Source organism: Bartonella sp. AD13SXNS, assembly GCF_042196465.1.
Lineage (GTDB): Bacteria > Pseudomonadota > Alphaproteobacteria > Rhizobiales > Rhizobiaceae > Bartonella.
Map to the genome: position 1 here is coordinate 32,157 of NZ_JBHIQI010000005.1, position 24,449 is coordinate 56,605.

General features: G+C 35.9%; 18 protein-coding genes and 1 other RNA gene. 14 read left to right on the forward strand and 5 right to left on the reverse strand.

Going from position 1 to position 24,449, the window contains the following annotated elements; genetic code table 11:
• The first annotated feature begins 1,577 nt into the window (after positions 1–1,577).
• Positions 1,578–1,760, forward strand: a complete 183-nt coding sequence (locus ACFIMQ_RS04840; protein WP_375616548.1) for a hypothetical protein — start codon at positions 1,578–1,580, stop codon at positions 1,758–1,760.
• On the opposite strand, the gene ACFIMQ_RS04845 is transcribed toward ACFIMQ_RS04840, so the two are convergent.
• Entirely contained in the window at positions 1,684–1,998 is a 315-nt protein-coding gene (locus ACFIMQ_RS04845; protein WP_375616547.1) for a helix-turn-helix domain-containing protein, read from the reverse strand. The genes ACFIMQ_RS04840 and ACFIMQ_RS04845 overlap by 77 nt on opposite strands.
• 1,327 nt (positions 1,999–3,325) lie before the next feature.
• Here ACFIMQ_RS04845 and ACFIMQ_RS04850 point away from each other — a divergent pair.
• Entirely contained in the window at positions 3,326–3,637 is a 312-nt protein-coding gene (locus ACFIMQ_RS04850) for a hypothetical protein (protein WP_375616546.1), read from the forward strand.
• Between the two features lie 778 nt (positions 3,638–4,415).
• On the opposite strand, the gene ACFIMQ_RS04855 is transcribed toward ACFIMQ_RS04850, so the two are convergent.
• Together ACFIMQ_RS04855 and ACFIMQ_RS04860 are read right to left on the reverse strand one after the other, a co-directional pair.
• Complete coding sequence (locus tag ACFIMQ_RS04855; protein WP_375608224.1) at positions 4,416–4,595, reverse strand: YegP family protein; 180 nt, start codon at positions 4,593–4,595, stop codon at positions 4,416–4,418.
• 387 nt (positions 4,596–4,982) lie between these two features.
• Positions 4,983–5,522 carry a helix-turn-helix domain-containing protein gene (locus ACFIMQ_RS04860; RefSeq protein WP_375616545.1) on the reverse strand — a complete coding sequence of 180 codons (540 nt, stop codon included), beginning with the start codon at positions 5,520–5,522 and terminating at the stop codon, positions 4,983–4,985.
• A gap of 339 nt (positions 5,523–5,861) precedes the next feature.
• Here ACFIMQ_RS04860 and ACFIMQ_RS04865 point away from each other — a divergent pair, with 339 nt between their 5' ends.
• On the forward strand, positions 5,862–6,914 hold the full coding sequence (locus ACFIMQ_RS04865; protein ID WP_375616544.1) for a DUF475 domain-containing protein: 1,053 nt from the start codon (positions 5,862–5,864) through the stop codon (positions 6,912–6,914).
• 469 nt (positions 6,915–7,383) lie between these two features.
• On the opposite strand, the gene pncA is transcribed toward ACFIMQ_RS04865, so the two are convergent.
• Positions 7,384–7,992 (reverse strand): bifunctional nicotinamidase/pyrazinamidase, encoded by a 609-nt coding sequence (gene pncA / locus ACFIMQ_RS04870; RefSeq protein WP_375606953.1) that lies wholly within the window; start codon positions 7,990–7,992, stop codon positions 7,384–7,386.
• Positions 7,993–8,039: 47 nt separating this feature from the next.
• Positions 8,040–8,576, reverse strand: coding sequence for a hypothetical protein (locus ACFIMQ_RS04875; RefSeq protein ID WP_375616543.1), 537 nt, complete (start codon positions 8,574–8,576; stop codon positions 8,040–8,042).
• A gap of 160 nt (positions 8,577–8,736) precedes the next feature.
• Between ACFIMQ_RS04875 and ettA the strand changes: the two genes are divergently transcribed.
• From ettA to mraY, 11 genes are all read left to right on the forward strand, one after another.
• A complete protein-coding gene (ettA, locus tag ACFIMQ_RS04880; RefSeq protein ID WP_375616542.1) occupies positions 8,737–10,386 on the forward strand; it encodes an energy-dependent translational throttle protein EttA in 1,650 nt (549 codons plus the stop codon).
• A gap of 670 nt (positions 10,387–11,056) precedes the next feature.
• Positions 11,057–11,995, forward strand: coding sequence for an ArsR/SmtB family transcription factor (locus tag ACFIMQ_RS04885; protein ID WP_375616541.1), 939 nt, complete (start codon positions 11,057–11,059; stop codon positions 11,993–11,995).
• A gap of 2,934 nt (positions 11,996–14,929) precedes the next feature.
• Positions 14,930–15,064: a hypothetical protein gene (locus ACFIMQ_RS09765; RefSeq protein ID WP_404977404.1), complete on the forward strand. Its 135-nt coding sequence runs from the start codon at positions 14,930–14,932 to the stop codon at positions 15,062–15,064.
• Between the two features lie 1,006 nt (positions 15,065–16,070).
• Positions 16,071–16,580, forward strand: a complete 510-nt coding sequence (locus ACFIMQ_RS04895) for a lytic transglycosylase domain-containing protein (RefSeq protein ID WP_375616539.1) — start codon at positions 16,071–16,073, stop codon at positions 16,578–16,580.
• An 83-nt stretch (positions 16,581–16,663) separates the two neighbouring features.
• Positions 16,664–17,051: RNase P RNA component class A (gene rnpB, locus ACFIMQ_RS04900), an RNA gene on the forward strand.
• 264 nt (positions 17,052–17,315) lie between these two features.
• A complete protein-coding gene (gene rsmH / locus ACFIMQ_RS04905) occupies positions 17,316–18,314 on the forward strand; it encodes a 16S rRNA (cytosine(1402)-N(4))-methyltransferase RsmH (RefSeq protein ID WP_375703513.1) in 999 nt (332 codons plus the stop codon).
• Positions 18,311–18,715 (forward strand): hypothetical protein, encoded by a 405-nt coding sequence (locus ACFIMQ_RS04910; protein WP_375703514.1) that lies wholly within the window; start codon positions 18,311–18,313, stop codon positions 18,713–18,715. The genes rsmH and ACFIMQ_RS04910 overlap by 4 nt, the downstream gene beginning before the upstream one ends.
• On the forward strand, positions 18,715–20,457 hold the full coding sequence (locus tag ACFIMQ_RS04915; RefSeq protein ID WP_375703515.1) for a peptidoglycan D,D-transpeptidase FtsI family protein: 1,743 nt from the start codon (positions 18,715–18,717) through the stop codon (positions 20,455–20,457). The genes ACFIMQ_RS04910 and ACFIMQ_RS04915 overlap by 1 nt, the downstream gene beginning before the upstream one ends.
• A 28-nt stretch (positions 20,458–20,485) precedes the next feature.
• Positions 20,486–21,937: a UDP-N-acetylmuramoyl-L-alanyl-D-glutamate--2,6-diaminopimelate ligase gene (locus tag ACFIMQ_RS04920; protein ID WP_375703516.1), complete on the forward strand. Its 1,452-nt coding sequence runs from the start codon at positions 20,486–20,488 to the stop codon at positions 21,935–21,937.
• A complete protein-coding gene (gene murF / locus ACFIMQ_RS04925; RefSeq protein WP_375703517.1) occupies positions 21,934–23,355 on the forward strand; it encodes a UDP-N-acetylmuramoyl-tripeptide--D-alanyl-D-alanine ligase in 1,422 nt (473 codons plus the stop codon). The genes ACFIMQ_RS04920 and murF overlap by 4 nt, the downstream gene beginning before the upstream one ends.
• Positions 23,356–23,377: 22 nt before the next feature.
• Positions 23,378–24,448 (forward strand): phospho-N-acetylmuramoyl-pentapeptide-transferase, encoded by a 1,071-nt coding sequence (gene mraY, locus ACFIMQ_RS04930; RefSeq protein ID WP_375703518.1) that lies wholly within the window; start codon positions 23,378–23,380, stop codon positions 24,446–24,448.
• Position 24,449 lies beyond the last annotated feature (1 nt).

Consider the following 24,449-nt stretch of genomic DNA (forward strand, 5'->3'; position numbering starts at 1 on the left):
ATTTTTCTATCAGTTATTTTAATGTAAAGTGATGGCATACTTTTTAAAGAAGTGTCTTCATTTGCAACATTGTAGCATTTGGGTTAACTGATACGTGTCGCTGTTTACTTTCTTAATTTATATGCTGTTTTTTATTTTTTCTGTATGGTCTTCTTCATAAAATAAGAGGCGAGAACCTTCATTAGACGCGTTTATTTATGCTTGTTTTGTAAATGAACTGATCCCAATAAAACTAATTTTAAAGATTGTGCCTATTTAGAACATATGGCTCAAAAAACATTGAGTGCAAATTCGCTTTTTTCTGAGTGATGTTAACGTCTTTTAAACGTTCGAACAGCATTATCATGAGGAAAGATTATATATAAAAGAATATGATGATCTATCGGCGTACATGTGTATCATGGGGTCAATGATGATAATATTTGTTGATATCTCCTTTTTTCCAAGAAAGGCGTTTTTGCTGATTTTTGAGAGATATTGTTCATCGTGACGGTTGAGTGTGCTCTGGAAAAGAATTTAATCAATTGCTCTTTGAACAGTTCATTGAATGATTATTGGTGTTTCTTTGCATCATGCAAATTTTATTGTAATAAGCATTTTATTATTCTGTAAGGAATGTTTTCTATGATGTTGGAAAATTCATTAAAATACCATTTTGGCCTTCGTGTATTTTCTGTTTAATGCTCAAAGTATAGCATGTAATTCGAATTGTTATTGAAGAACCAAAGGTCTTTTTTGATTTTATTCTCATCGGGTATTGATCCTATTTTGATAAATCTAGCTCTTTTTTTGTATTGCTAAAATTTTCCTTGTATTGATTGTGAAGAGAGTTTGATCTTTGTTATGAGTTTCTTCTCTTATGAAAATGATTGGCAGGGGACTTTTTGTTGGAAAAATACACTTCTTCTTCAAGATCATACTTTGTAAAATATAACTTTCCATTTATGGATGGGAATTAATTTTTTATTGCAAGTTTGCATACAATTTACGTAAACAGATCATGGGGAATGATTCGTTTTATTTTTTTAATTATTACCATTTTTATCCATGATAGATATTTATATCAGTGTTTACAAAGGTGTGTTCAGAGGAGAGGTTCTCTATAAACGTGTTTCAGAGTTTTAAGTAGTGCAAGCTCTTTATAAGAACTTATTCCTATAACATTATGATATTCTTGCTTTGCAATATTGTTTTAAAAACATAGATGGTGCTATGTAGAACAAAATTATGATATATTCTTTCCGAAATGAGCTTTTCATGTTCTCTTATATGAGAGTTCAGGAGTATTTTAAGAGATATTTTCACATTAATTTATTATTGGTTCGAATCATAAGATTTGCGTAACATTATTCATATTGTTGATAAAAGTGATCATACCAATTTTCATAAGAAGGTCTGGATCGTGCGATGCTTTCTGTTTCACCATGGTACGTGACTAATAGAACTTCGTCTGATTTTATAAAATAAGTTTGTATACAATTGCTTCCATACTGCCTATTGCAAATATTTTTTTCTGAGGTATGAGATATATTTTAAACGCTTTAGCGTTATATAGTTTGACTACACGGAGTATGACTATGAAGAATGATAAAAAATTTGAGGCGGCTCTATCTGATATTATTGTGAAATGGGAGTCTTTATCGACGTCTCAAAAGCAAGCGATATTAGATAGAGTGGAAAATTTTACAGAGGCCGCTCATTCAACAGAACATTTAAGGCTTCAATCTTCTTTTTATCTCCAGACGAAATCAAAGTTATGAGTTTTAAGTCTTCATCCGATATGTTGAAACCAGTTATTACATATATAGCACTAGCATTTCCCAGTGTGTTCAAAATAGCCATGAGTTTATCTACTGAAGGCCTCTTTCCTCCATTTATCATTTGTTGGACGTAATTTTGTCCACAACCTGCGGCTCTGCTTATTTCAATCATTGTTCGTCCGTCACTTTTTATCAATTCAACTAAGCGTTGGAACCAATCTTTTTCAGTCTGTGTCATTTTTAGACCTTTACATATTTACGCTATAGCGTTAATATTGCATTGCGAATCCAGAATATATGATACAAGGAGCGTGAGAATATCCATGCAGAGCTCTTCGCTTATGAGGCATATAGAGTTGTTTTTAACTAATAACAAAATGTCTCCATACACTTTCAGATTCGAATCAATAAAAAATGGTTGCTTAGTTATACGGTTGTGACGATGTGACAAAATCAGTGCGTATACCGAAAACGGTAATACACTCTCACATACTCATGAGATTTTATCATAATAGTATACGCAGCGATATGATAAATCAAGATATACTCCGATATCAGCATTTGTAAAAAAATTCTGCATTGAGGCGGTATGTGACTATAATGAAGCTTTAGAGCCTTAAGAGATAGGGTAATGGCTGTAGAAAAAAATATAAATTCATAAGCAAAGAATGCTGATTTTTCCTTTATTGTAATAAATTAGATCACTATCGGTTAGTATATCGCGTGTGTGCGTTAGGAAATTTGGGAAATATCAAAAAAGGTGATCTGAGGTATTTTATTGAACATGAAGATAATCTGATTCACAAAGGTGGTGGTTTGGTAGGATGGATATACTCGATCAATGTGTTTTATGAGGATGAATGTATTTTTTATGATGTTGCGGTTATAATGAAGTCTGTCTTTACAAGGATATTCTTATTTATAACAATGCGTTAATATATGGTTGTGTAGGGGGGTGCAAGAATTCGCGTGTTTATGAAAGGGGAGGTTTTATAGTCATTTACATGTGAATGGAGATGTATATGTTTAAACTAATGCGCTCTTTTTTGATCAAGTTTTGAATGTTCAATGTTTTGAAGTTTATGGTGATGCTCGTGATTATAGAAAGGTTAGAGTTTATGAGAACGCTTTAGTTTGTCGTGATGTAAAGATTTATAAGAGGGCCAAATTTTACAGAGATGCTGTGCTTTTTAACCCTGCAGATTTTTGTAAGAAGAAGTCCCTACATGTAACAGAACTTCACATGGTGTACAAGAGGAAGATAGGAGTGGTTGAGGAAGGCATGTGTTGATTTTATTGCATCGTTCGTTTTGTTTGAAATTCCTTATTTTATATATTTTGTGTCAATAAATATGCCGCAAATAATTGGTGTGAGCGTGTGGATTTAGCCACTTTCAGAGTGCTTTTTATATCATTTATCAATGTTTTAATAGAGAAAATAAGAATGCCGAGAGTGATTGTTCGCACTTGGAACATGCCGGTTTATTGCATTCTTTTTTTGATTGAGGATGCAACAAAGAAATTGGTTAAGATGATTACTTGAGCGGAAATTAAAGGAGATCTAAATGAGTGTAAACGAAATTTTATGGGGAGCAATGGTTGTTGTTTTGTTGTTCAGCGGAGTTATATTTCGGTTTTCTTTATATTATCGTAGTCAAGTTAAAGCTTTAAAAGAGGAGTCCAGAAGGATAAAGCATGAGTTTTTAAGAGATTCTATGAAGATGACTGAAGAACGAAATAGAGCTATTAGAGAGCAAAATATGGTGATTAAAAGACGCGATCAAACGATTGAAAAACTGAAAAAACAAATTAAACAATATGAAGAAAATGAAAAGAAATATCAAAAAGAACTTCAATCTAAAGATGATAAAGAGTAACTATATTCATTTTTTGTATCGAATTTATGCATTAAAGGCTTTGAAAATGTCTTAGAAAGACTGGAGTGATGAGAGAGATAAACTTTAATGAAGTCAATGACAGTGCTGGTGGGGAAATTGTATTGAAACAAAATATTCAAGTTTACTCTGACTTATGAAAAGATTTAATTTTATAAGATAGAGTATCATTGATCATAAAATAAAATTTTATGATAATGCGCTGATTTATAGATATGCTAGGTTATTAAAAAAATCTGTATATAAGATTCAACAATTGTTGTGGTGATATTATATTATTACTGAAAGCGATTTTGTATGTTCTTTTTAGGTGTTGGGATATAAAAATATTATGATAGCTTCAACCAATAGGCATAAAAATTGCATGATAATAGAAAGAAAGAGATATTTGCTTTTTATGAAGATGAAGTGGATAAGCCAGTTATGCTATCGGACACAGAATAGGAAGATGAACGTAAAAGATATTGATCTCTGCGAGAGCAATCATATTCCTAATTTATGATTTATCTTATCTTCATGTGCATTTGCTTTTTATGAAAAATACAAAATTTGAGGGGGGGCTCTTGATAGATGTTATAAAGATCTGATTATGTTTGAAAACAAACATACAACCTGCAAAAATTTACTGTTATTTGCGCGTGTTAAAAATAAGACAAAAGCTCTCTTTCATTGAGATAAAATCAGTTACTTTTCATTCATCACCAAAATAACTCAAAACCCCATTATATAAAATAAACGCTTATCTTAATGGTAAAGAATGTCAGGACTGTAATTCTCTGATAAGAGCCTTATGCGTAATTTCTTTGATTTGTTCAATATTCATAAGAATATCTTGTTTTGTTGGATAACCTTTACTTGAAAAAGCAATTTTTTGTGCATCTCCCGAGATTAAACGCCAGTACCATTGATTGTGAACTCCTTGAAACACTTCAAAATACATGCTTCCCACCTCATAAAATAGCTGATAATTTTCAGGATAAATACTCAACTAATCCGTTTATGAACATTAATCTATGTCTCTATAGGAAGTCGTCAATATATGCCCCTTAAATTTTCTGACCTAAAAAAATCTTCTATGAGAGCTATTATTCTTTTAACAAGAAAAAATTTCTTGTCAATAAGATATGAATGAGAATTTTATACTATAAAATTATTTTTTTTAATTTAATGACACTATACATTCATTTATAATGCGAATATTTTTACTATCATTACAGAAACAAAGTTTATAGAGAATACAAAATTCCACCAGCATGGACACAATAAAAAACCGTTCTCCACACTGGTAGAGTTTAATCGTTTCTTTTTTCTCTTTTAAAATAGACGTTTATTGGTTTGCTATAACCTCTTTTTGGGATACGCTGCGAATGAGTAAATCAATAAATAAGCTAAGAGTATAAGAATTGGCCATTTTGGCTTTCATATCAATCAAAGAGATTGCCGTTTTAGGGGGTAGTCCATTTGATATACCTTGCTTTGATAAATATTGCTGCAATTTTTCATAAGAGCTATCGATTTTCTCTCGATTTAGTTTTTCATTATGATCATTATTGGCAATTGTTTCTTCAAGCCCTTCAATTTTTTTAATAAAATAATTCCAGTCAAAATCACCCTTTGTGTATTCGGCATCAAACATTTTTCCTTGTCCAGTTAAAAGCCAATTAATATTGACACCATACAACGTGCGATATGTTTGTAAAACACTAAGATTGGGTTCTCTCTCTCCACGCTCGTAAAAAGCAATGGAATTTTTTGTCATGCTAAAACTTTTCGCTAAGGTTTCACGTGATGGATCACCTAAAGCAAGACGTACATAACGTAAACGTTTTCCAAATATAGTTTTTGATTCAGTTTCAGGACGTGCCACGAATTATCTCCCTCAGTAAATCATCATGGTATAAATTTTGATTAATAAAAGCACACTATGTATTAATATTCTATGATGTAATGTCAATATTATAGTTTTAATTTCTCTTTATTTTTTTATTTTTAATTTATTGTATTGAGGACTAATATTCATTTCAAAACAAAATTTTGTGTTTACTGCATTCTGTCTCTTGTTTTTTTGAGAAAATTCTCATGTAACTTTACCATATATATTCTATACACCTCTGCATTAATAAATGCAATTTTAAAGAGATGCAAGCTTTGGATTTATACTGTGTATGCTGTAGTTGAATTAGAAAATAAACTTTGAGGAATGATCATGGCCCTATTACGCTATTTTGGGTGTGCTTTTTTTTTCACGATTATTGGTATTTTTTTAGGAGGGGCTATTGGTTGGTTCGAAACGGGAAGCATTACTGGTTTTCTTAAATATTTTTTTATTTGCTGTGTTTTAGGGATTTTGGAAATTTCTTTATCTTTTGATAATTCTATTATCAATGCGCGTATTCTTGGTAGAATGGATCCGTTATGGCGTCGCCGTTTTCTTATATGGGGCATTTTGATAGCTGTATTTGGGATGCGGATTGTTTTTCCGTTATTGGTAGTTGTTGTTGCTGTTGGGATTAATCCCATTGCGGCAGTCAAATTAGCGATATGGGAACCACATCGATATGCTGAAGTCTTAACCGATGCGCATATGGGGATTGCCGCTTTTGGAGCAACTTTCCTTATGATGGTTGGCTTAAAATATTTTTTTGATTCTGAAAAAGAAGTGCATTGGCTTAATGTTATAGAGAGACCGGCTCAAAAATTGGGGGCGATTACAGGGATTGATGTTGCAATTGTTTTGATTTTGATATTATTTGTTTCAGGATATGTTGACGCAGAAGATAAAGTAACTTTTTTATTGGCGGCTCTTTATGGACTTTTGACCTTTGTGGGTGTTGAAGCTATCGGTCATCTCTTGGATACTCCTAAAAAGACTTTAACGACAGTGACACAAGGGGGAGTGGGAGCGTTTCTTTATTTAGAAGTTCTTGATGCTAGTTTTTCTTTCGATGGTGTGGTTGGTGCTTTTGCTTTTTCACACAATCTTTTTATTATCGCCATTGGTCTTGGTATCGGTGCATTTTACGTTCGTTCTATGACGATTATGTTGGTTGAATCAAGAACATTGTTGCATTATTGTTATTTGGAGCATGGTGCTTTTTATGCAATTTTAGTTCTTGCCGTAATTATGTATCTGCAAACGATTATATCGGTTCCTGAAGTATTAACAGGACTTGTGGGAGTCTGTATTATTGGAATGGCATTGTATTCTTCGATTCGTTTTAAGCGTTGTCAATTGGATAAACAGGGCGTGTCTAAGTAATGAAAAATTCGTGTTTTCTCACGCTTTTGTTTATCGCATGTCTTTGAATAGAGAGAGGCTTTTTATGCAAAAAATGCCATGTTATTGCTTATTGATGTTTTTGTTTTGAAGTTGACACTATTGCGCGATTTCCCTCCATGAGGGAAATAATGTATAATCTTTTGGATAACTTTTGACGTATAGAGGCTTTTTGACTTCAATATAAGGTGCAAGTTTACGCTATACTTTTTACCAGCTTTCAGTATTATAACAGCTTTTTCATTTAATGGTTCATAAGAAGCATTTTGGCTGTTTTTTTGCAAGACTTTTATTCATACATCAATCCTATTTGTGATGTTTTAAGAGAATGGTGTTGAAATAGGGTTGAAATGAGAGAATTTTACGATATTTTGGTTCCTTTCTTAAATAGGTAAAAAAATTTATTCATTATAAATCAGAATGTTATAATGGGAGATGAGAAAAGAATATTTTAGGAGAGCATTAACAGTTCTATTCCTGCTTCGTTCATAGTTTTAAGCATAGTGTTTAGTGATCCGTTTACATCAATACCAGCACAAGCATTTAATGAAACACTGACTTTAAAACCGTATTGTATGGCGTGAAGAGCAGAGAAACCGACACAAAAATCAGTTGCTAAGCCACACATAATGAGCTTGGTAAAACCATGCTCTTTGAGATAAACATGTAAACCTGTTGGTGTTTTTTGATCATTTTCAAGAAAGGCAGAATAACTATCCATTTTTGGATTATAGCCTTTTCTAAGGATAAGTTGTGCCTTTTCCACTCTAAGAGATGTATGAAACTCTGCTCCTTGTGTTCCTTGTATACAATGATCAGGCCAAAGTATTTGAGGACCATAGTCAAGAGTGACTGTATCATAGGTTTTTTTTTCAGGATAGCAGGAAGCAAAGCTGCAATGGTTTTTGGGATGCCAGTCTTGGGTTAAGATAACGTGATCAAAATGATTTATGAGATTATTGATGGCGGGTAAAATAGTATCACCTTGTGGTACTGCAAGTGCTCCACCAAGTAAGAAGTCATTTTGAACATCAATGACGATTAAGGCTTTTTTTTCCATAAATATATTCCTCATAGGAGACGCGCTTTTATCGTATTTTTAAAAAGCTATATTTCGCCTTGAAGTTTTGAAATGAGTTGCTGAATATTGATACTATTTTTACAGTTATCAAGCCAAAAGAGGGGAATGGATAAGTTTTTACAATTTGTTTTATAGTTTTTTACGAATTGTAACCACGTACCAATGGGAAGTGCACTGTAGTCATTTGTTGCTACGTATTGATGCAACGCCTTCATGATCATTGGGCTTGGGACGTCAGATCCCATAAGGCGGCAGTCATTTTGTAAACGTAATTTAAGCCACATCAAGGCAAGGGGTGAAGTCCATTGTTTCCCGTAACAAAAAATCGATGAAAAAAGGGAAGGATTTTTTACGGCGTAATATAAAGCCCATAAGGCAAAAAAAGAAGGCGCGTAGAGAATTGCTTTTCTTTCTGGTATCCTATCACATTGATAAGTTGGTTTAATACGATAAAAATACAAGGTTATATCTGGTATGGAAAAGATGGGCAATGTTTGATAACATGTTTCAGGGACAGCTAAAAAGATTTGCTTTTTGCTTTTTGAGGCGATGTTTTTTTGCATTCAGAACCATACTGGGGCTTGTGAGATTAGAAAAAATGTACCAATATAAAGCGAAAAGCTTTTGATACGGTGTAAGCACTATTTACTGTACAGTTTCAAAAAGCGAAAGCAATTTTTTCAAACCCTAATCTTTAATATCGCGCAATATAAAGAGAAATTTATGGCACGTCAATTTATCTATCATATGGCTGGGCTCAACAAGTCTTACGGCAATAAAAAAATTTTAGAAAATATTCATTTGTCTTTCTATCCAGATGCGAAGATCGGTATTTTAGGGCCAAATGGTGCTGGTAAATCAACGATTTTACGTATTATGGCTGGGCTAGATAAGGAATATACAGGAGAAGCATGGCTTTGTGAAGGAGCGCGCTGTGGCTATCTACCACAAGAGCCTTTGCTTGATGCAAGCAAAGATGTGCGCGGCAATGTGATGGAAGGTGTTGCAGATAAACAGGCAATTCTTGAGCGTTATAACGAATTGATGATGAATTATAGCGAAGAAACGGCTGATGAAAGTGCACAGCTTCAGGATATTATTGATAGTCAGAATCTTTGGGATTTAGAAAGTCAAGTGGAAATGGCTATGGCTGCTCTTGGATGTCCGCCAGCCAATGGGGATGTCACAAAACTTTCTGGTGGTGAGAAGCGGCGTGTTGCGCTTTGTAAATTACTTTTGTCAAAACCTGATTTGTTACTTTTGGATGAACCGACAAACCATTTAGATGCTGAAACGACGGCTTGGCTTGAAAGGCATCTGCGTGAATATCCTGGAGCCGTGCTTTTGATAACCCATGATCGTTATTTTCTCGATAATGTCACAGGTTGGATTTTAGAGTTAGATCGTGGTAGAGGTATTCCTTATGAGGGGAACTATTCTGCTTATTTGGGGGCTAAAGCCAAGCGTTTGGCTCAAGAAGGTCGTGAAGAGGCTGCGCGTCAACGTGCGTTATCCCGTGAACAAGAATGGATTGCTTCTAGTCCAAAAGGACGACAAGCAAAGTCAAAAGCTCGGATTAAAGCTTATGATGAGTTGGTTCAGGCGGCACGTGAGCGCCGTCCTGGAGAGGCGCAAATCATTATTCCTATTGGAGAAAGGTTAGGACAGGTTGTTATTGAAGTTGATAATCTCTCTAAAGCTTATGATGCACGTGTATTGATTGATTCTCTTTCTTTTAAACTTCCTGCGGGTGGCATTGTCGGTGTTATTGGAGCCAATGGGATGGGAAAGTCTACCTTGTTTAAAATGTTGACGGGACAGGAACAGCCTAATTCAGGTCAAATACGTATTGGTGAAACAGTCCACATGAGTTATGTGGATCAGAGTCGCGATTCCTTGGACGGTAATAAAACTGTTTGGGAGGAAATTTCTGGTGGAAATGACATTATTAAATTAGGTAAATATGAGATGAATAGCCGCGCTTATTGTGGGGCTTTTAATTTCAAGGGGGCAGATCAGCAGCAGAAGGTGGCAAATTTATCAGGAGGGCAGCGCAATCGCGTGCATTTGGCGAAACTTCTAAAAGAGGGGGGGAATGTGCTTCTTCTGGATGAGCCGACAAATGATCTTGATACTGAAACTTTGGGGGCATTGGAAGATGCATTGGAAAATTTCGCTGGTTGTGCCGTTATCATATCGCATGATCGTATGTTTCTTGATCGATTGGCAACGCATATTTTAGCCTTTGAAGGTGATGGACATGTGGAATGGTTTGAAGGTAATTTTGCTGAATATGAGGCTGATAAAGTTCGTCGCCTTGGTGCAGAATCTCTTAATCTTAAGCATGTTAATTATAAACCTCTTACACGCTAGAATCTCTTATTTTATTGAAACTTTGTTGAGAAAATAGTGTCTTTTTATACTGGTTCGTTCATACACAAAGTATGTGACGTCGTGGGAGTTTTTATTCATTAAAAAGAGTAGAGATTCTTTTATGAAACCATGACCTAAATAAGGTTATTCTACTCATGATATATAACCGGTTATTGCTTGTAAAATTGCAATGAAAAGGAGGGGATGAAGAGTATAGCACTATTTCTACAAATGCTCTGGTCATTGAGCATTATCGTCTTTACTTAATAAAGATGCAAGCTGGCACTATCATGTTATTTATTTTTTCTCGATGGTATGCAGTTCTTGTTTTGAGGTGGGCATAAAAGGTATTTTTATCTATATGTCCCCTCCGTTTATGAGCTGTAAGAGAATGATTTGGATTGATTTATCATGAATAGATTTGAAATGAGAAAAATTTACGGTATTCCATTTTTTTATTCAAGTTAAAAATAAATGAATTATTATTATAAATCAATTTACTATCATTATAGGGAGAGACAGATGGATAAGATCTGTTCGTTTTTTACATTAGCCTATTTTTTTCATAGTATGATAAAATAGAGAGAACAAAATAGATGAGAATATGCGTTGTATGCTTGACTTTTTTTCCTATAAACAAATGTTTATAGAAATGTTTAGGGGGATAATTATGAAAAAAAGTGCAAGTTTAGATGCAATGACTGAGCTGCTGAAAGCGGTCGCAGAAGTAAGCCATTTACGTGTTCTTAGGCTCTTACATCATGAAGATTTAACAATCCCTGATTTTATTTTTATTCTTGATCAGTCGCAAGCATGTATATCACGATATTTACGTTTATTGTACGAAGCACGATTGATTGAGCGTTATCAGAAGGGGCATAGCCTTTATTTTAAGCTTTGTCATGATTTTTTGGGTAAAGACATTATGATGGGTATTCTTTCGGCTTTGCCAAAGAATGATGTGCTGTTAACGCATGATTTAGAACGTTTGAAGGATGTTAAAAAGCAGCGTCAAAAAACGAGGAAGAAGCATTTCTTACAAAATGCGTTGCAATGGGATGTATTACGGTCATCCTATATGGCAGATCATGGTGTAGAAAACGCTTTACTTGAAATTATTGGCGATAAACCATTTCAGACGATGCTGAATATTGGAAGAGGTGGAGATTCTATCTTAAAATTGTTTTCTAATCTTTATACGCATGCGGTTGAAGTTGTGCTTGATAGCGATGTTTTTCACTTGTCTGTTGGAGATACAACTTTTGATTTAGTTATTCTTCATTGGGTTTTACATTTTCTTGAAAATCCTGAAATGTTTCTTCATGAGATATCAAGTGTTTTGCGTCCTCATGGGCGTTTATTGATTGTGGATTTTGGTTATCATAAAGCTGATTCTTCACATTTTGATCAAGCACATATGCGTCTTGGATTTTCGGCTTTACAAATAGAAAAGTGGCTAAAAAATGCCGGACTTATGCTAGAGCAAACAGTTTGTCTTACTCCTATACAAAATGAAAATAGTAAGGAGGGCATGGTTACACTTTGGCTTGCTCGTGATCCGCGTTTATTAGTTGATGATATCAAAGATAAACAAGTCGAGTTTGCATAAATCGTGTTTGTTAACGTACTTTATTCTCTGATTTTTCTCAAAAGATAGCGCAGAGATAAAACTTTCTTTAATCATTGAAGAGGGATTATTTTTTGCATTTATAGTATGTTTTTACGTAAGAGTATTGGTGTTTTATAAGGGGGTGTAGGTTGTATAATGAAAGCACTTGCTATAGAGTTAAGCTTATGAGGATCATTATTTAAGGTGTCCTGATATCATCTTCGTTTTATTAGCCAATATATTGATTTTAAACGATAATATATTCTTTTAAAACTTCAATAAAAAGTTCAAATACAAGAATATTTTTTCATTTCAAATCTTTTGTTTTTAGAATCTAAAAGCGTTTATTTGTATGTTACAAGAGCAGGTTTTTGTGTAAATAACACCGTTTGGCAAAGGAAGTACATCTCTCATGCACTTTTTTAAATGTAAGAGTCACTGTATTATAATGGAGTGATAATTCGTATCTTCATAAAGTCAAAGATGATGATGACCAATAGGGCTTAAGTTGTATCTTTAATGGCACAAAGAGAGCGTGTGAAACAGGGTAAAATGTTTCTTTAAAGCAGGTTCTTAGACGAGAAGTATCTTAGAGTTTTTTTGTGAGGGATGCAAAAAGATGCTAAAAAGAACGAAAATAGCATAAGACAATGCACAATTTTCATTATTTGAAATACAGCATTATGAGTATTTTTGAAAGTCGTAAAACAAAATGAAAGGAAGAATAAAGATAGCAACAGGTTCTGTCTTTAGGTTTTTATATTTTTTCCCAAATGAATGATGGTTTTCCTTGTTTAACAATTCCTTAAACAGGCATAAATATTTTTTACTCTCATTGGGTATATAAAAGCTGGAACGGTTCGCAGGGGGCGTTCGTCTTAATTTTTATTTCAAATGTGGCTGATGCGCTAAGCGTTGATATTGATGATAAGTAACAGAAAAAATTCAGCAAACACGGCTATGAAAACACTTATAGACCAGCAATGGATTGGAGTGATATTCCGGATTTTATAAAATATTTTGCAAATGATAATTATCATATACATTTGGCTTGATGAATTCGGACGGTACTTGTGCAGATTCTTTATGTTATCTTCATAAAGTCAAATTGAGATAGCTTCTGCAGAGGATATGTAAAGAAAAGAGTGATATCATGGCATAGCTTCGCGTATCTTTATCATTAGAAGCAATGAGGAGTATTAAATAAGTCCATTTTTCTTGCTAAAAGTGGTTTTCTTCTTTCTTTTTATGTTTTTGCGTTTATTTTAGATGCAGCTCATGGAGAATATAGTATAAAATTCATAGAGTACTACCATTTTTAGTTTAAGTAAAAGTTGTAAGCTGGCTTTACCATTTTGTTTTCCAGTTTCTCATGTTGCTGCAGATCTTATTTTCAAATGGCTCATCGGAGGTATTTACACCTTTTAGTGGTATTCACATGCCTCTTTTGGCTTGTGATATGCAAATGAATGCTTTTTATTGATTCAATATAAGAAGATTTGAAATAAGAGGACCTTACGCTATTCAGATCTCTCAAGTAAGTTGTAAAATGATGCGTTATGATTGTAAATCAATGGATTATTTACGTTAAAAAAACAGAGTGTAACAATTTTTGAGCATAAAAACTGCTGTGTTTATTCTTTTACGGATTAGTTTAAGTGATAGAAATTAAAAGAAAATGTTTGCACGGATCTTTATTTGTTATGTTAAAATGCGTTGGAGTCTGTTGGCTAGTGAAAAATAATTTATCGCTATTTGGAATGATCATAGGGTATGATTCGAAAAAATACCTTTAGCATTCTTATTTTTTCGTAAAAGCAGCTGTTTAAATTTTCATTGATGTTGTTGCGTAAGGAGTTTGACAATATTTTTAAGGATCGTTTGTAGAATTTTTTATGAAGATAGATAAGATTTGGTTTAGCTAATTTATTGTCTTTATTTAAACAATCCATATCTTCTTTTAAGCAGATATTTTTTGCTGTTATTGTATCAGTTTTAAAAGTCTACGTTTTTCTTTTTGTGGTGATCGCAGTTGGACAAGTGATTCTGCTTGTATGGACTTTGCTTTTTATAGGGTGAATATATACAAATTGCTTGTTTTTTAATGATGATCATCAGAGTTATGAAAAAAATTATTATAAAAATTACAGTAGTCGTAGATTCTGATTGATGTTTTTTTGGAATAAAATTGCTTCAAATTGGGTCAATTTAAATTTTTTTTGCCTAAATATTGTCGTTTTTAAATAATTTATAATTCTTTTATGCTTTTTTGCGTAGAAGATGATAAGAATTTCTTGTTGTTTAAAGCATTTTATTCCATAGCAAGGATATTACATCAGCTATCTTAGTGGTTGATGTGAGAGGACAATCGGGGAACCTCCTCCCCCCCCCCGCGTGGATCCCCTAGATTGTCTGGCCTGGCTGAGGATTTCCTCAGTCAGGTTTTTTGTAGTTGTTGTTAGAGTTTGATAAGATGTTATCAGGGGGTAAAAGGCATAAGATATGCTATTGTTTCATCTATAGTGTCTCTCAGTACATAGGCGGATAGCGGTTGTTTATTGGTTAGTGTTATTGCGTTTATTTTCAATGATTAGGATTTTTTAATTGAGTTATCATTGAATGCTATGGAGGGAGCCTGTATTTGTATTCTGTAATCTTTAAGTAAGAGATGATGGGATTTTTATCCGGTCGTATTGCTTTTATTTTGTTTATATTTCTTATTTTTGGCGTTAGCATTTTTGCTTCTCGCAGTGTTGCTGTTTATCAGTTTTTTTCCGGTTACACTTCTTCTTCTCAGCAAGTTGAGGTAACAGAGGAGGTGTTGCTAGAGAGATGGGCAATGGCTTTTCCGGATATTATCGTGCGCCTTTCTAAAATGAGTCCTCGGCAGCAAGAGCTGTTTATTGAGGGCAGCAAGAGCTGTTTATTGAGCAAGTGCGTCGCGAGGCGGTTTCATTTGCTTGTGAAAATGGTCAGAGACGTGAAGAGGCTCACAAATTTGGTGAAACTGTTGCTATGGCTCTCTCAAAAGCGATTTCTCGTCCTTCTATTGCTAATGCTTATTTTTAGCTATTTTTAAAATTGTGCTTTTGGATTTGATTTTAAGGGGGAGAGAGCTTTTCGTGAGGTTTTGAAAAGTGTGTAGGAAGATAATAAATTTGTAAGATAATCAGCAAAATTTATCTTCCTACAAAGGTAAAAAATCAGAGTATAAGATAATGTTGCAATTATTACAGGAGCGATAGCAAGTCCATCAAGGGCATTGGTTAGGCTGACTGCATTATTCATTGTTACAATGACAAAAGCAATAAAAAACAGCTTAAATCAATACAGTATTTTGCATAAAGGGTGAGGATAAGCTGAGGGCACTCATTTGTAGAAAAGCAAAGGCAGAGATTGCTATAATAAAACACGTTAAGCGCATTTTAGATACTAGTTATTTTTTTTATTTGATATGAGCAGATAGAAAATTCTCAAAGAGTTTGCGCAATATTTTGAATTGGTAAATAGCGTATGATGGTTTTTGTATATCTATGAACTCCTTATGCACAACGAGGGAGGTAGGGGTTGATTTTAGTCAATGGTTTATTGGGGCCATAAAGAATGCTGCGCGTGTTTATTGGTTAGCAAGAAGCATAAATAACGGGTTTTACTTTTGTGAAACTTTTGCGATATCGAGGATCTTTGGTAAAGATGTTCTCGTCTCTATTGCTTTGTGGAATTGATCTCAATAAAAAATTTGATCATCGTATGTAAAAAAATATCATATCTTTTTAAAGTGCTATTTTGTAATATAAAAATTGAGTGATACAATAGATATAGCAGAACTTGATAGAATATATCATTTTAGTTAATATGATATAAGTTTAATTATAGGCTTTTAATTTTTTTATTTGATGATATAGAGAAGTCTATAATTTTTGTATAAAGAGTTTTTCTTTTTATACAGAACTTTATCTTGAAATTGTCTTAATATTTCCCTTTTCAAGCCGTTCTTTTGCTTTCTTTTTTTGTACAATGCATTCGAAAATTATTTGCGGTTAGAATTTGAGAATTTTTGAGTGAGAGAAAGAAAATGCAATTTTTGAAAATTTTGTTAAATACAGCGTGTGCTGTATTTTTTGTATTTGATATAAGTTGGGCTCATAGTGTTTTAAATGTTGCAGAAGCAAAAGAAGGCTTAGGGAGTGTTGCTTCTCAGATTTCTAATCGTCCTTATGAGTTTCTTATTCAGAAATTTGCAAATAAGTATAATATTCCGGTTAATTTAGCACATGCTGTTGTGAAAATTGAAAGTAATTATAAGGCAGGTATAAAGGGGGCGGCTGGCGAAATAGGTTTGATGCAAATTAAACCCTCTACGGCACGAGGGTTGGGCTTTAGTGGTTCTGTACAGGATTTGTATGATCCTGCGACCAATCTTGAATATGGTATGCGTTATTTGGCACGGGCCTATAAACTCAGTGGTGGAAGTACGTGTGGTACAATCCTGAAATATAATGCAGGACATGCGGCAAAAAAAATGAATTCCATTTCAGCAAAATATTGCGCAAAAGTAAAAACTTATCTGGCTTCATTAAAATAAAAACATCTTTTGAGCGAAGTTTGTCATAAAATATTTTAAGATGCTATTTTCACTGAGTAAAAAATGTTTTATAAATTAGTATGTCAGTCGGCTGGGCAGCCGCGCTTGTCCAATGCTGAAAGGTGGCAGGTGAGGAAAGTCCGGGCTCCATGGAAAGACGGTGCCGGGTAACACCCGGCGGGGGTGACCCTAGGGAAAGTGCCACAGAAAGTAAACCGCCTATTTTTATAGGTAAGGGTGAAAGGGTGGAGTAAGAGCCCACCGCGCATTCAGTAATGAATGTGGCAAGGTAAACCCCACCGGGAGCAAGACCAAATAGAAATGACGTGCAATTAATTTGCAGCCGATTTCCGGGCGAGTCATTCGGGTAGGTTGCACGAGGCGGATGGTAACATCCGTCCCAGATGAATGGTTGCCATGTAAAGTGTAAGCTTTACTCTACAGAACCCGGCTTATAGGCCGACTGATATTTCATGATAATACGCGATATTTTATAAGATCGATTACATATAGACTTTCATGGAGTCGGTATGTTTGGAATGGACACTTGAGCAAAGAGTGTTTTAAAAAATTATAACATTTCTTTAAGTATAATGCGTTAGGATCTGTTTTGGGATAACTTTAGTTTTTTCGTTCATTGTGATTAGTATGAAAGTTGAAGACTAGGTTATTCTAAGGTCAGTTGCTATGAGAGAGCTGTTGATTTGAGACAGTATAACTTCAAGACGGATTATTTTGATAAAGCAGGATCAAAGAGCTGAACTCCATATTCCAGTGTTGTTGCAGCCAGTTTTGGCTGGGCTTACGCCATTGGTTGGAGCAAAAATAATTGATGGCACCTTTGGTGCTGGTGGTTACACGCGCGCTTTGTTAAAGGCAGGGGCACAGGTGATTGCTCTTGATCGTGATCCTCATGCTATCAGAGCGGGACAATCGCTTGTTGATGAATTTTTTCCACGCCTTCGTTTGGTCCATATGGCATTTTCACAGCTAGATCACGTTGTTGAAGAGAAGATGGATGCGGTTATTTTGGATATTGGTGTCTCTTCAATGCAGCTTGATGAAGCAGAAAGAGGCTTTTCTTTTCAAAAAGATGGTCCATTGGATATGCGAATGGCTCAGACTGGTTTTACAGCCAGTGATGTTGTCAATCATTTAAAGGCAAGGGATTTAGCGCGTATTTTTAAGGTATTAGGAGAAGAGCGTTATGCGGGACGAATTGCACGGATGATTGAGAAGCGTCGTGTTGTTCAGCCTTTTTTGCGTACGGGTGATTTGGCGTATGCTATTGAAGCGTTGGTAGGGCGTAAGCCGGGAGATCGTATTCATCCTGCAACACGTGTATTTCAGGCTCTTCGTATCTATGTTAATGATGAAATTGGTGAATTGGCGCGTGGTTTATTTGCTGCTGAACGCGTTTTAAAAGCTGGAGGCCGTTTGGGGGTTGTCAGTTTTCATTCTCTTGAAGATCGTATGGTCAAAAGATTTTTTTCGGCTCGTTCTGGAGAGCGTATGAGATCACGCTATTTGCCTGAAATAAAGGCTGCTCCAGCAACATTTTTTCCTTTGTTTAAAGGTGGGATAACGGCAACTAAAGAGGAGTTACAAAAAAACCCTCGTTCACGTTCTGCGCGGTTGCGTATTGGTGTACGGACTGAAGCAGAGGCTCTTGCAGAAGATATGAAATTATTTGGTTTAGCAGAGATTGCCAGTTTTGAAGGCGGCAAGAAATGACAGTTTTTCGTACATTTGATATGATTTTAGTGATGATTATGATTTGTATGGCAGGTCTTACTTATAAAGTAAAATATGATGTTCAAAAACGAATGAACGAAGTTCGTCATCTTGAGCATGAAATTGCTGCAGCAAAAAATACGGTGAGTTTGCTTCATGCTGAGTGGGCTGTGATGATCAAGCCTTCGCGCATGCAAAAACTTGCGAAACGTTATCAAAAAGAACTTGGATTAGAAGTTATACAGCCGCATCAAATCGTAGAATTTAAAGACATTCCGGTACGGGTACATGATCCAATTGAAGAATTGATTAAACAAAATATTTTGGAAGATAATCAAGATATTTTGGCAAATCGTCGGGATTCTCAGATGAATGGTGTTGTCCAAAAAGGCGTGCAGTGATGAAGTCGACTTTTTTATTCTTACAGAAGAAAAAGCACTTTAAGAATTCGTTGAATAATCATAATGTTTCTGTTCATCGTCCATATTCTAGTCGTCCACGTTTGCTTTTTTCGTTGTTCTGCTTTTTAGTTTTATATGGCATCATGGGGGCTTGCCTTATTTCTTATGGGTTGGAAGGTGGACAGATTGAAGAAGCAAAAGGGCCAGGAGTTCTTCAACTGACGGCGCGGCCTGATATTGTTGATCGTAATGGTCGTTTATTGGCAACAGATATTAAAACTTATTCACTTTTTGCTGAGCCACAACGTATTATTGATGTGGATGAAACCATTGAATTGCTCTCAACAGTTTTGTCTGATCTTAATTGGCAGGAAACTTATAAGCGTTTAAAAAGAAAATCTGGTTTTTCTTGGATACAGCGTGGGTTAACGCCAATGCAGAAGGCGCAAATTATGGCTCTTGGTATTCCAGGAATTGGTTTTCGCACTGAAATTCGTCGTTTTTATCCTGAAGGACCTGTAACTTCCCATATTCTCGGTATGGTGAATGTTGATAATCAAGGCATTGCAGGTATGGAAAAATATATTGATGATGCGGGTTTGAGTGCTCTGCGTGCCGCTGGTCTTGCCGTGGAAGAATCATTAAAACAAGTTCAGCTTTCGATTGACGTGCGACTTCAGGCAATTGTTCATGATGAACTTATTCAGGCTATGAAACGTTATAAGGCAAAGGCTGCAGGAGCTGTTATTTTAAATATACATACGGGGGAAGTTTTGGCGTTGGCATCTCTACCAGATTTTGATCCTGGAAATCCTATTGAAGCTTTAAAAAGTGATCGTTTAAATCGGATGACGGCTGGAACATTTGAAATGGGATCGATTATTAAAAGTTTTACGACCGCCATGGCACTTGATTCCAATATTTTTCATTTAAACAGTATTATCGATGCTTCAAAGCCCATAAAAGCAAGTAGTGGCTATACTATTCATGATTTTCACGGAAAAAATCGTCCCTTAACGTTATGGGAAGTTTTTGTTTATTCTTCCAATATTGGTTCTGCTAAAGAGGCATTGGCGATAGGGATTGATAAACATCGTGATTTTTTGCAAAAACTTGGGCTACTGGATCGACTCGCAACAGAGTTGCCTGAAGTTGCTCATCCTATTGTGCCGCATCATTGGAAAGATATCCAATCTATGACGATTGCTTTTGGGCATGGTATGGCAACAACTCCCTTGCAAACAGCTGTTGGGGCTGCTGCTTTAATGAATGGTGGTTGGTTAATTTCACCGACATTTTTAAAACGGACAAAAGAACAAACTTTGCACCATGCAAAACAGGTTTTGCAGGCCAAAACAAGTCAAAATATGCGTTACCTTTATCAATTAAATAGTGAGATTGGGTCTGGACGTAATGCAAAAGTAGAAGGTTATCGTGTAGGTGGTAAGACAGGAACAGCTGAGAAAGTTGAAAATGGAAAATATTCTAAAACAAAAAATTTCAATAGTTTTCTTGCTGCTTTTCCTATTGATGATCCTGCTTATGTTGTTTTAACAATTATTGATGAACCAAAGCCAGAAGAAGGAAAACAGTCAGCAACAGCGGCGATGAATGCTGGACCAATGCTTGCTAATATTGTTCGTCGTACGGCTAGTTTTCTTGGTGTAAAACCAGATTTAAAAAAAGAATATGAGCCTCTTTTAAGTCAAAAGAACCATTCAAGTTTCGTTAAACAACGATAAGATAAAATGAATATAAAGGTGTATCGTTATGTTGTTTGGAACAATTTTTCCAGAAGATCTTAAAGATCAGAAGCTTTCTTCAATGAAAATAACAGGAATTAGTGCAGATTCTCGACAAGTTTTGCCGGGCTATGTTTTTGTCGCTGTTCAAGGGAAAAAAAGTGATGGAAGACACTATATAGATGATGCGATAAAGCGTGGCGCACGAGCAATCGTTACAGACTGTCATGCTGTTCTTGAGGATTTATCTGTTCCCATTTTACGTGTTTTTAATGTTCGTCATAGTTTAGCGTTGGCAGCTGCACGTTTTTACGGTTCTCAGCCTGAAACGGTCGTTGCTGTGACTGGTACAAGTGGTAAAACATCTGTTGTCTCTTTTCTTCGGCAAATTTGGACTTATGCTGGATTTTGTGCTGCGAGTATAGGAACGGTTGGTGTTGTTTCTCCTAAACGGAATGTTTATGGTTCTCTTACGACACCTGATCCGGTCGTCTTGCACCGTCTTCTTTGTGAAATTTCTCATGAAGGTGTGACTCATGCAGCTCTTGAAGCTTCTTCGCATGGGCTTGATCAAGGACGGCTTGATGGAGTCCGTTTAACGGCTGGTGCCTTTACCAATTTAGGGCGAGATCACATGGATTATCACACGGGGGTAGAGGATTATTTGCGGGCTAAAATGAGGTTGTTTGATACACTTTTGCCTGTATCTGCTCCTGCTTTGATTTTTGCTGATGATGTCTATTCACAAAAGGTTATTGATGTTGTTACACAAGCGCGCCGCCGTGTCTTGACAATCGGTCGTAAGGGGCAATTTATCACGATTAATCGTGTCGAACATCAACGCTCCAAACAGTGTATTGAGTGTCGTGTGGAAAACAATATTTATACATTTGATTTGCCTTTAGCTGGAGATTTTCAGGTAGCCAATGCGCTTATGGCAGCAGGGTTAGCCATTGCAACGGGCGTTTCACCTCGTAAGGTTTTTCCTGCGCTTGAAACTTTGCAGGGAGCACCTGGGCGGTTAGAGTTTGTGGGAAAGACAGAAAATAATGCGCTTGTTTATATTGATTATGCTCATAAACCAGAAGCTTTGGAGCAGGTTTTACTTTCTGTTCGTCCCTTTACACAAGGGCGTTTGGTTGTTGTTTTTGGTTGTGGAGGGGATCGTGATCAAGGAAAAAGACCATTGATGGGAAAAATTGCAGCGGATAGAGCGGATATTGTTATTGTAACGGATGATAATCCTCGAACAGAAATACCAGAAAAAATACGTAAAGATATTTTACAGGCGGTGCCAACAGCAATAGAGATAGCAGATCGTGGTGAAGCTATTTCTTACGCGGTGAAGCTTTTGAAAGCTGGTGATACACTCATCATTGCTGGAAAAGGTCATGAGAATGGCCAAATTATAGGGCAGACAACTTATCCTTTTTCAGATCGTCTGAAAGCGATAGAAGCTCTAGAGGACCGAAAGAAATGACAGCTTTATGGGATAAGAAAGCACTTGTTGCTGCAATTAATGGTGTTGTAATGGGAAGCATGCCAGAAACTTTTTCTGGGGTTTCCATTGATAGTCGTACTCTTGCGGAAGGTGATGTTTTTTTCTGCATTAAAGGGCATCATCTTGATGGTCATGATTTTGCTGCGCAAGCTTATGAACGAGGTGCAGGCGTTCTTATCGTTGCGGAACACCGTTTGAGGGATATGAAAAAGATATCGGCTCCACTCATTGTCGTTCCTGATGTTTTGCAAGCCTTAGAACAACTTGCACAAGCTGCACGCAAACGTTCAAGAGCTAAGATTATTGCGATAACAGGATCGGTGGGAAAAACAACAACAAAAGAAGCTTTGAAACAAGCACTTGCAACGGCTGGGAATGTTCATGCGAATCTCGCTTCTTTAAACAATTGCTGGGGGGTTCCACTCACTTTAGCGCGGATGCCTGTGGAGAGTGATTATGGTATCTTTGAAATTGGCATGAATCACAGAGATGAAATTCGCCCTCTGGTCAAACTGGTTTGTCCGCATGTTGCTCTCATTACGCATATTTGTGCAGGACATATGGGTTTTTTCAAGGATCTTGAAGAAATAGCAAAGGCAAAAGCTGAAATTTTTGAAGGATTGGATGAGAAAGGCATTGCCATTTTAAATGCGGATAGTGATTTTTTTTCTTATCTCGTTCAAAAAGCAAAGAAATGCGGTGTAAAAAAGATCTTAAGCTTTGGTGAGACTAAAGATGCTGATTATCAAGCGCATGATATACGTCTTCTAACTGATAGTACTTCTGTGATTGTGCGTATTGGGGGGCGGGATAGGAAGGTTCAAATTGGTGCTCCTGGGCGCCATATTGTGCAAAATAGTTTAGGGGTTATTGCTGCTTGTGATGCTGTGGGGGTTGAGTTAGAGCCTGTTTTTCTTTCTTTTAGCCATTTTTCTCCTCAAAAGGGGCGGGGTGTTCGGTATCGATTGTCTTTATCAAATGGGGGTGAATTTTATCTCATTGATGAAAGCTATAATGCTAATCCTGCTTCTATGTGTGCTGCTCTTGAGCTTCTTGCTACAGGACCAGTAGGGAAGGAGGGACGGCGAATTGCTATTTTAGGGGATATGCTAGAGTTAGGGGGGGATAGTGAAAAGCTCCATCTTGATTTAATAAAGCCAATATATCTTTCTGGTGCTAATCCCGTTTTTTTATTTGGTGAAGCGATGAAATCTTTAGTTAGTGATTTATCTGCTTATGTTAAGGTTCATTATGCCGAAAATATTGAGAAAATTTTACCGCTTCTTTTGACAGAAATTTCTCCTGGCGACCTGCTTATGATTAAATCATCTAATAGCCTTTGTTCATCAAATATTGTGGCTGCATTGCTTGATCGCTATAAAGCAGTTTCTTCATAGTTTTAAGAGGTTTTTTTGTTCCATGATGCTGTTTTTTTCTTCGTTTAATGATTGGCTTCCGGGTGTAAATGTTTTTCGTTATATTACTTTTCGCACGATAGCAGCTATGCTTACTTCGGGGCTTATCGTCTTTTTGTTTGGACCTAGCATCATCGCTTCTCTTAAGTTGCGGCAAGGAAAAGGGCAACCGATTCGTGCTGATGGACCTCAAACACATTTTAAAAAGGCTGGAACACCTACAATGGGTGGATTGATGATTTTAATCGGCATTGTGGTATCGGTATTTTTATGGGGTAATTTATCGAATATTTACTTTTGGGTGTCGCTATTGGTTATGCTTTCTTTTGGGGCTATTGGATTTTATGATGATTATCTTAAGGTCACAAAACAAACAGACAAAGGATTTTCTGGGAAAGCACGGTTAAGCTTGGAGTTTTGTGTTGCGGCAATTGCTGCTTTTGCCATTCTGAAAATTGGCTCATCTGGATTAGCTTTGCCTTTTTTGAAAGATTATCTTATCAATTTGGGCTGGTTTTTTATTCCTTTTTCTGCTTTCGTCATTGTCGCGACAGGGAATGCGGTTAATTTGACGGATGGACTCGATGGGCTTGCTATTGTTCCTGTGATGGTTGCAGCCTTATCTTTTGCTCTGATTGCTTATCTTTCTGGTAATATGAATTTTGCTGATTATCTCCAAATCCATTATGTATCGGGAACAGGTGAATTGGCTGTTTTATTGGGAGCTGTTGTTGGGGCCGGGCTTGGTTTTTTATGGTTTAATGCACCACCTGCAGCTATTTTTATGGGAGATACTGGATCGTTGGCTCTTGGAGGACTCTTAGGGACTGTTGCGGTTGCTACGAAGCACGAAATTGTTTTGGTTCTTATTGGTGGACTTTTTGTTGTGGAAGCTTTTTCGGTCGTTATTCAGGTTGGTTATTTCAAATTAACAAGAAAACGCGTGTTTCTTATGGCACCGATACATCATCATTTTGAGAAAAAAGGCTGGACTGAAAGCCAAGTGGTGATACGCTTTTGGATTATTTCGATTGTTCTCGCTCTCATAGGTCTTTCAACACTTAAATTGCGGTGAG

What these genes read in the sequence shown, in the direction of transcription:
- ACFIMQ_RS04910 (WP_375703514.1), top strand. Translation starts at nt 18,311, where the DNA reads ATGACAGTTTTTCGTACATTTGATATGATTTTAGTGATGATTATGATT.
- ACFIMQ_RS04885 (WP_375616541.1), top strand. Translation starts at nt 11,057, where the DNA reads ATGAAAAAAAGTGCAAGTTTAGATGCAATGACTGAGCTGCTGAAAGCG.
- mraY (WP_375703518.1), top strand. Translation starts at nt 23,378, where the DNA reads ATGATGCTGTTTTTTTCTTCGTTTAATGATTGGCTTCCGGGTGTAAAT.
- ACFIMQ_RS04865 (WP_375616544.1), top strand. Translation starts at nt 5,862, where the DNA reads ATGGCCCTATTACGCTATTTTGGGTGTGCTTTTTTTTTCACGATTATT.
- ettA (WP_375616542.1), top strand. Translation starts at nt 8,737, where the DNA reads ATGGCACGTCAATTTATCTATCATATGGCTGGGCTCAACAAGTCTTAC.
- ACFIMQ_RS04875 (WP_375616543.1), bottom strand. Translation starts at nt 8,576, where the DNA reads ATGCAAAAAAACATCGCCTCAAAAAGCAAAAAGCAAATCTTTTTAGCT.
- ACFIMQ_RS04855 (WP_375608224.1), bottom strand. Translation starts at nt 4,595, where the DNA reads ATGTATTTTGAAGTGTTTCAAGGAGTTCACAATCAATGGTACTGGCGT.
- ACFIMQ_RS04840 (WP_375616548.1), top strand. Translation starts at nt 1,578, where the DNA reads ATGAAGAATGATAAAAAATTTGAGGCGGCTCTATCTGATATTATTGTG.
- ACFIMQ_RS04850 (WP_375616546.1), top strand. Translation starts at nt 3,326, where the DNA reads ATGAGTGTAAACGAAATTTTATGGGGAGCAATGGTTGTTGTTTTGTTG.
- ACFIMQ_RS04895 (WP_375616539.1), top strand. Translation starts at nt 16,071, where the DNA reads ATGCAATTTTTGAAAATTTTGTTAAATACAGCGTGTGCTGTATTTTTT.
- ACFIMQ_RS04915 (WP_375703515.1), top strand. Translation starts at nt 18,715, where the DNA reads ATGAAGTCGACTTTTTTATTCTTACAGAAGAAAAAGCACTTTAAGAAT.
- ACFIMQ_RS04920 (WP_375703516.1), top strand. Translation starts at nt 20,486, where the DNA reads ATGTTGTTTGGAACAATTTTTCCAGAAGATCTTAAAGATCAGAAGCTT.
- pncA (WP_375606953.1), bottom strand. Translation starts at nt 7,992, where the DNA reads ATGGAAAAAAAAGCCTTAATCGTCATTGATGTTCAAAATGACTTCTTA.
- ACFIMQ_RS04845 (WP_375616547.1), bottom strand. Translation starts at nt 1,998, where the DNA reads ATGACACAGACTGAAAAAGATTGGTTCCAACGCTTAGTTGAATTGATA.
- murF (WP_375703517.1), top strand. Translation starts at nt 21,934, where the DNA reads ATGACAGCTTTATGGGATAAGAAAGCACTTGTTGCTGCAATTAATGGT.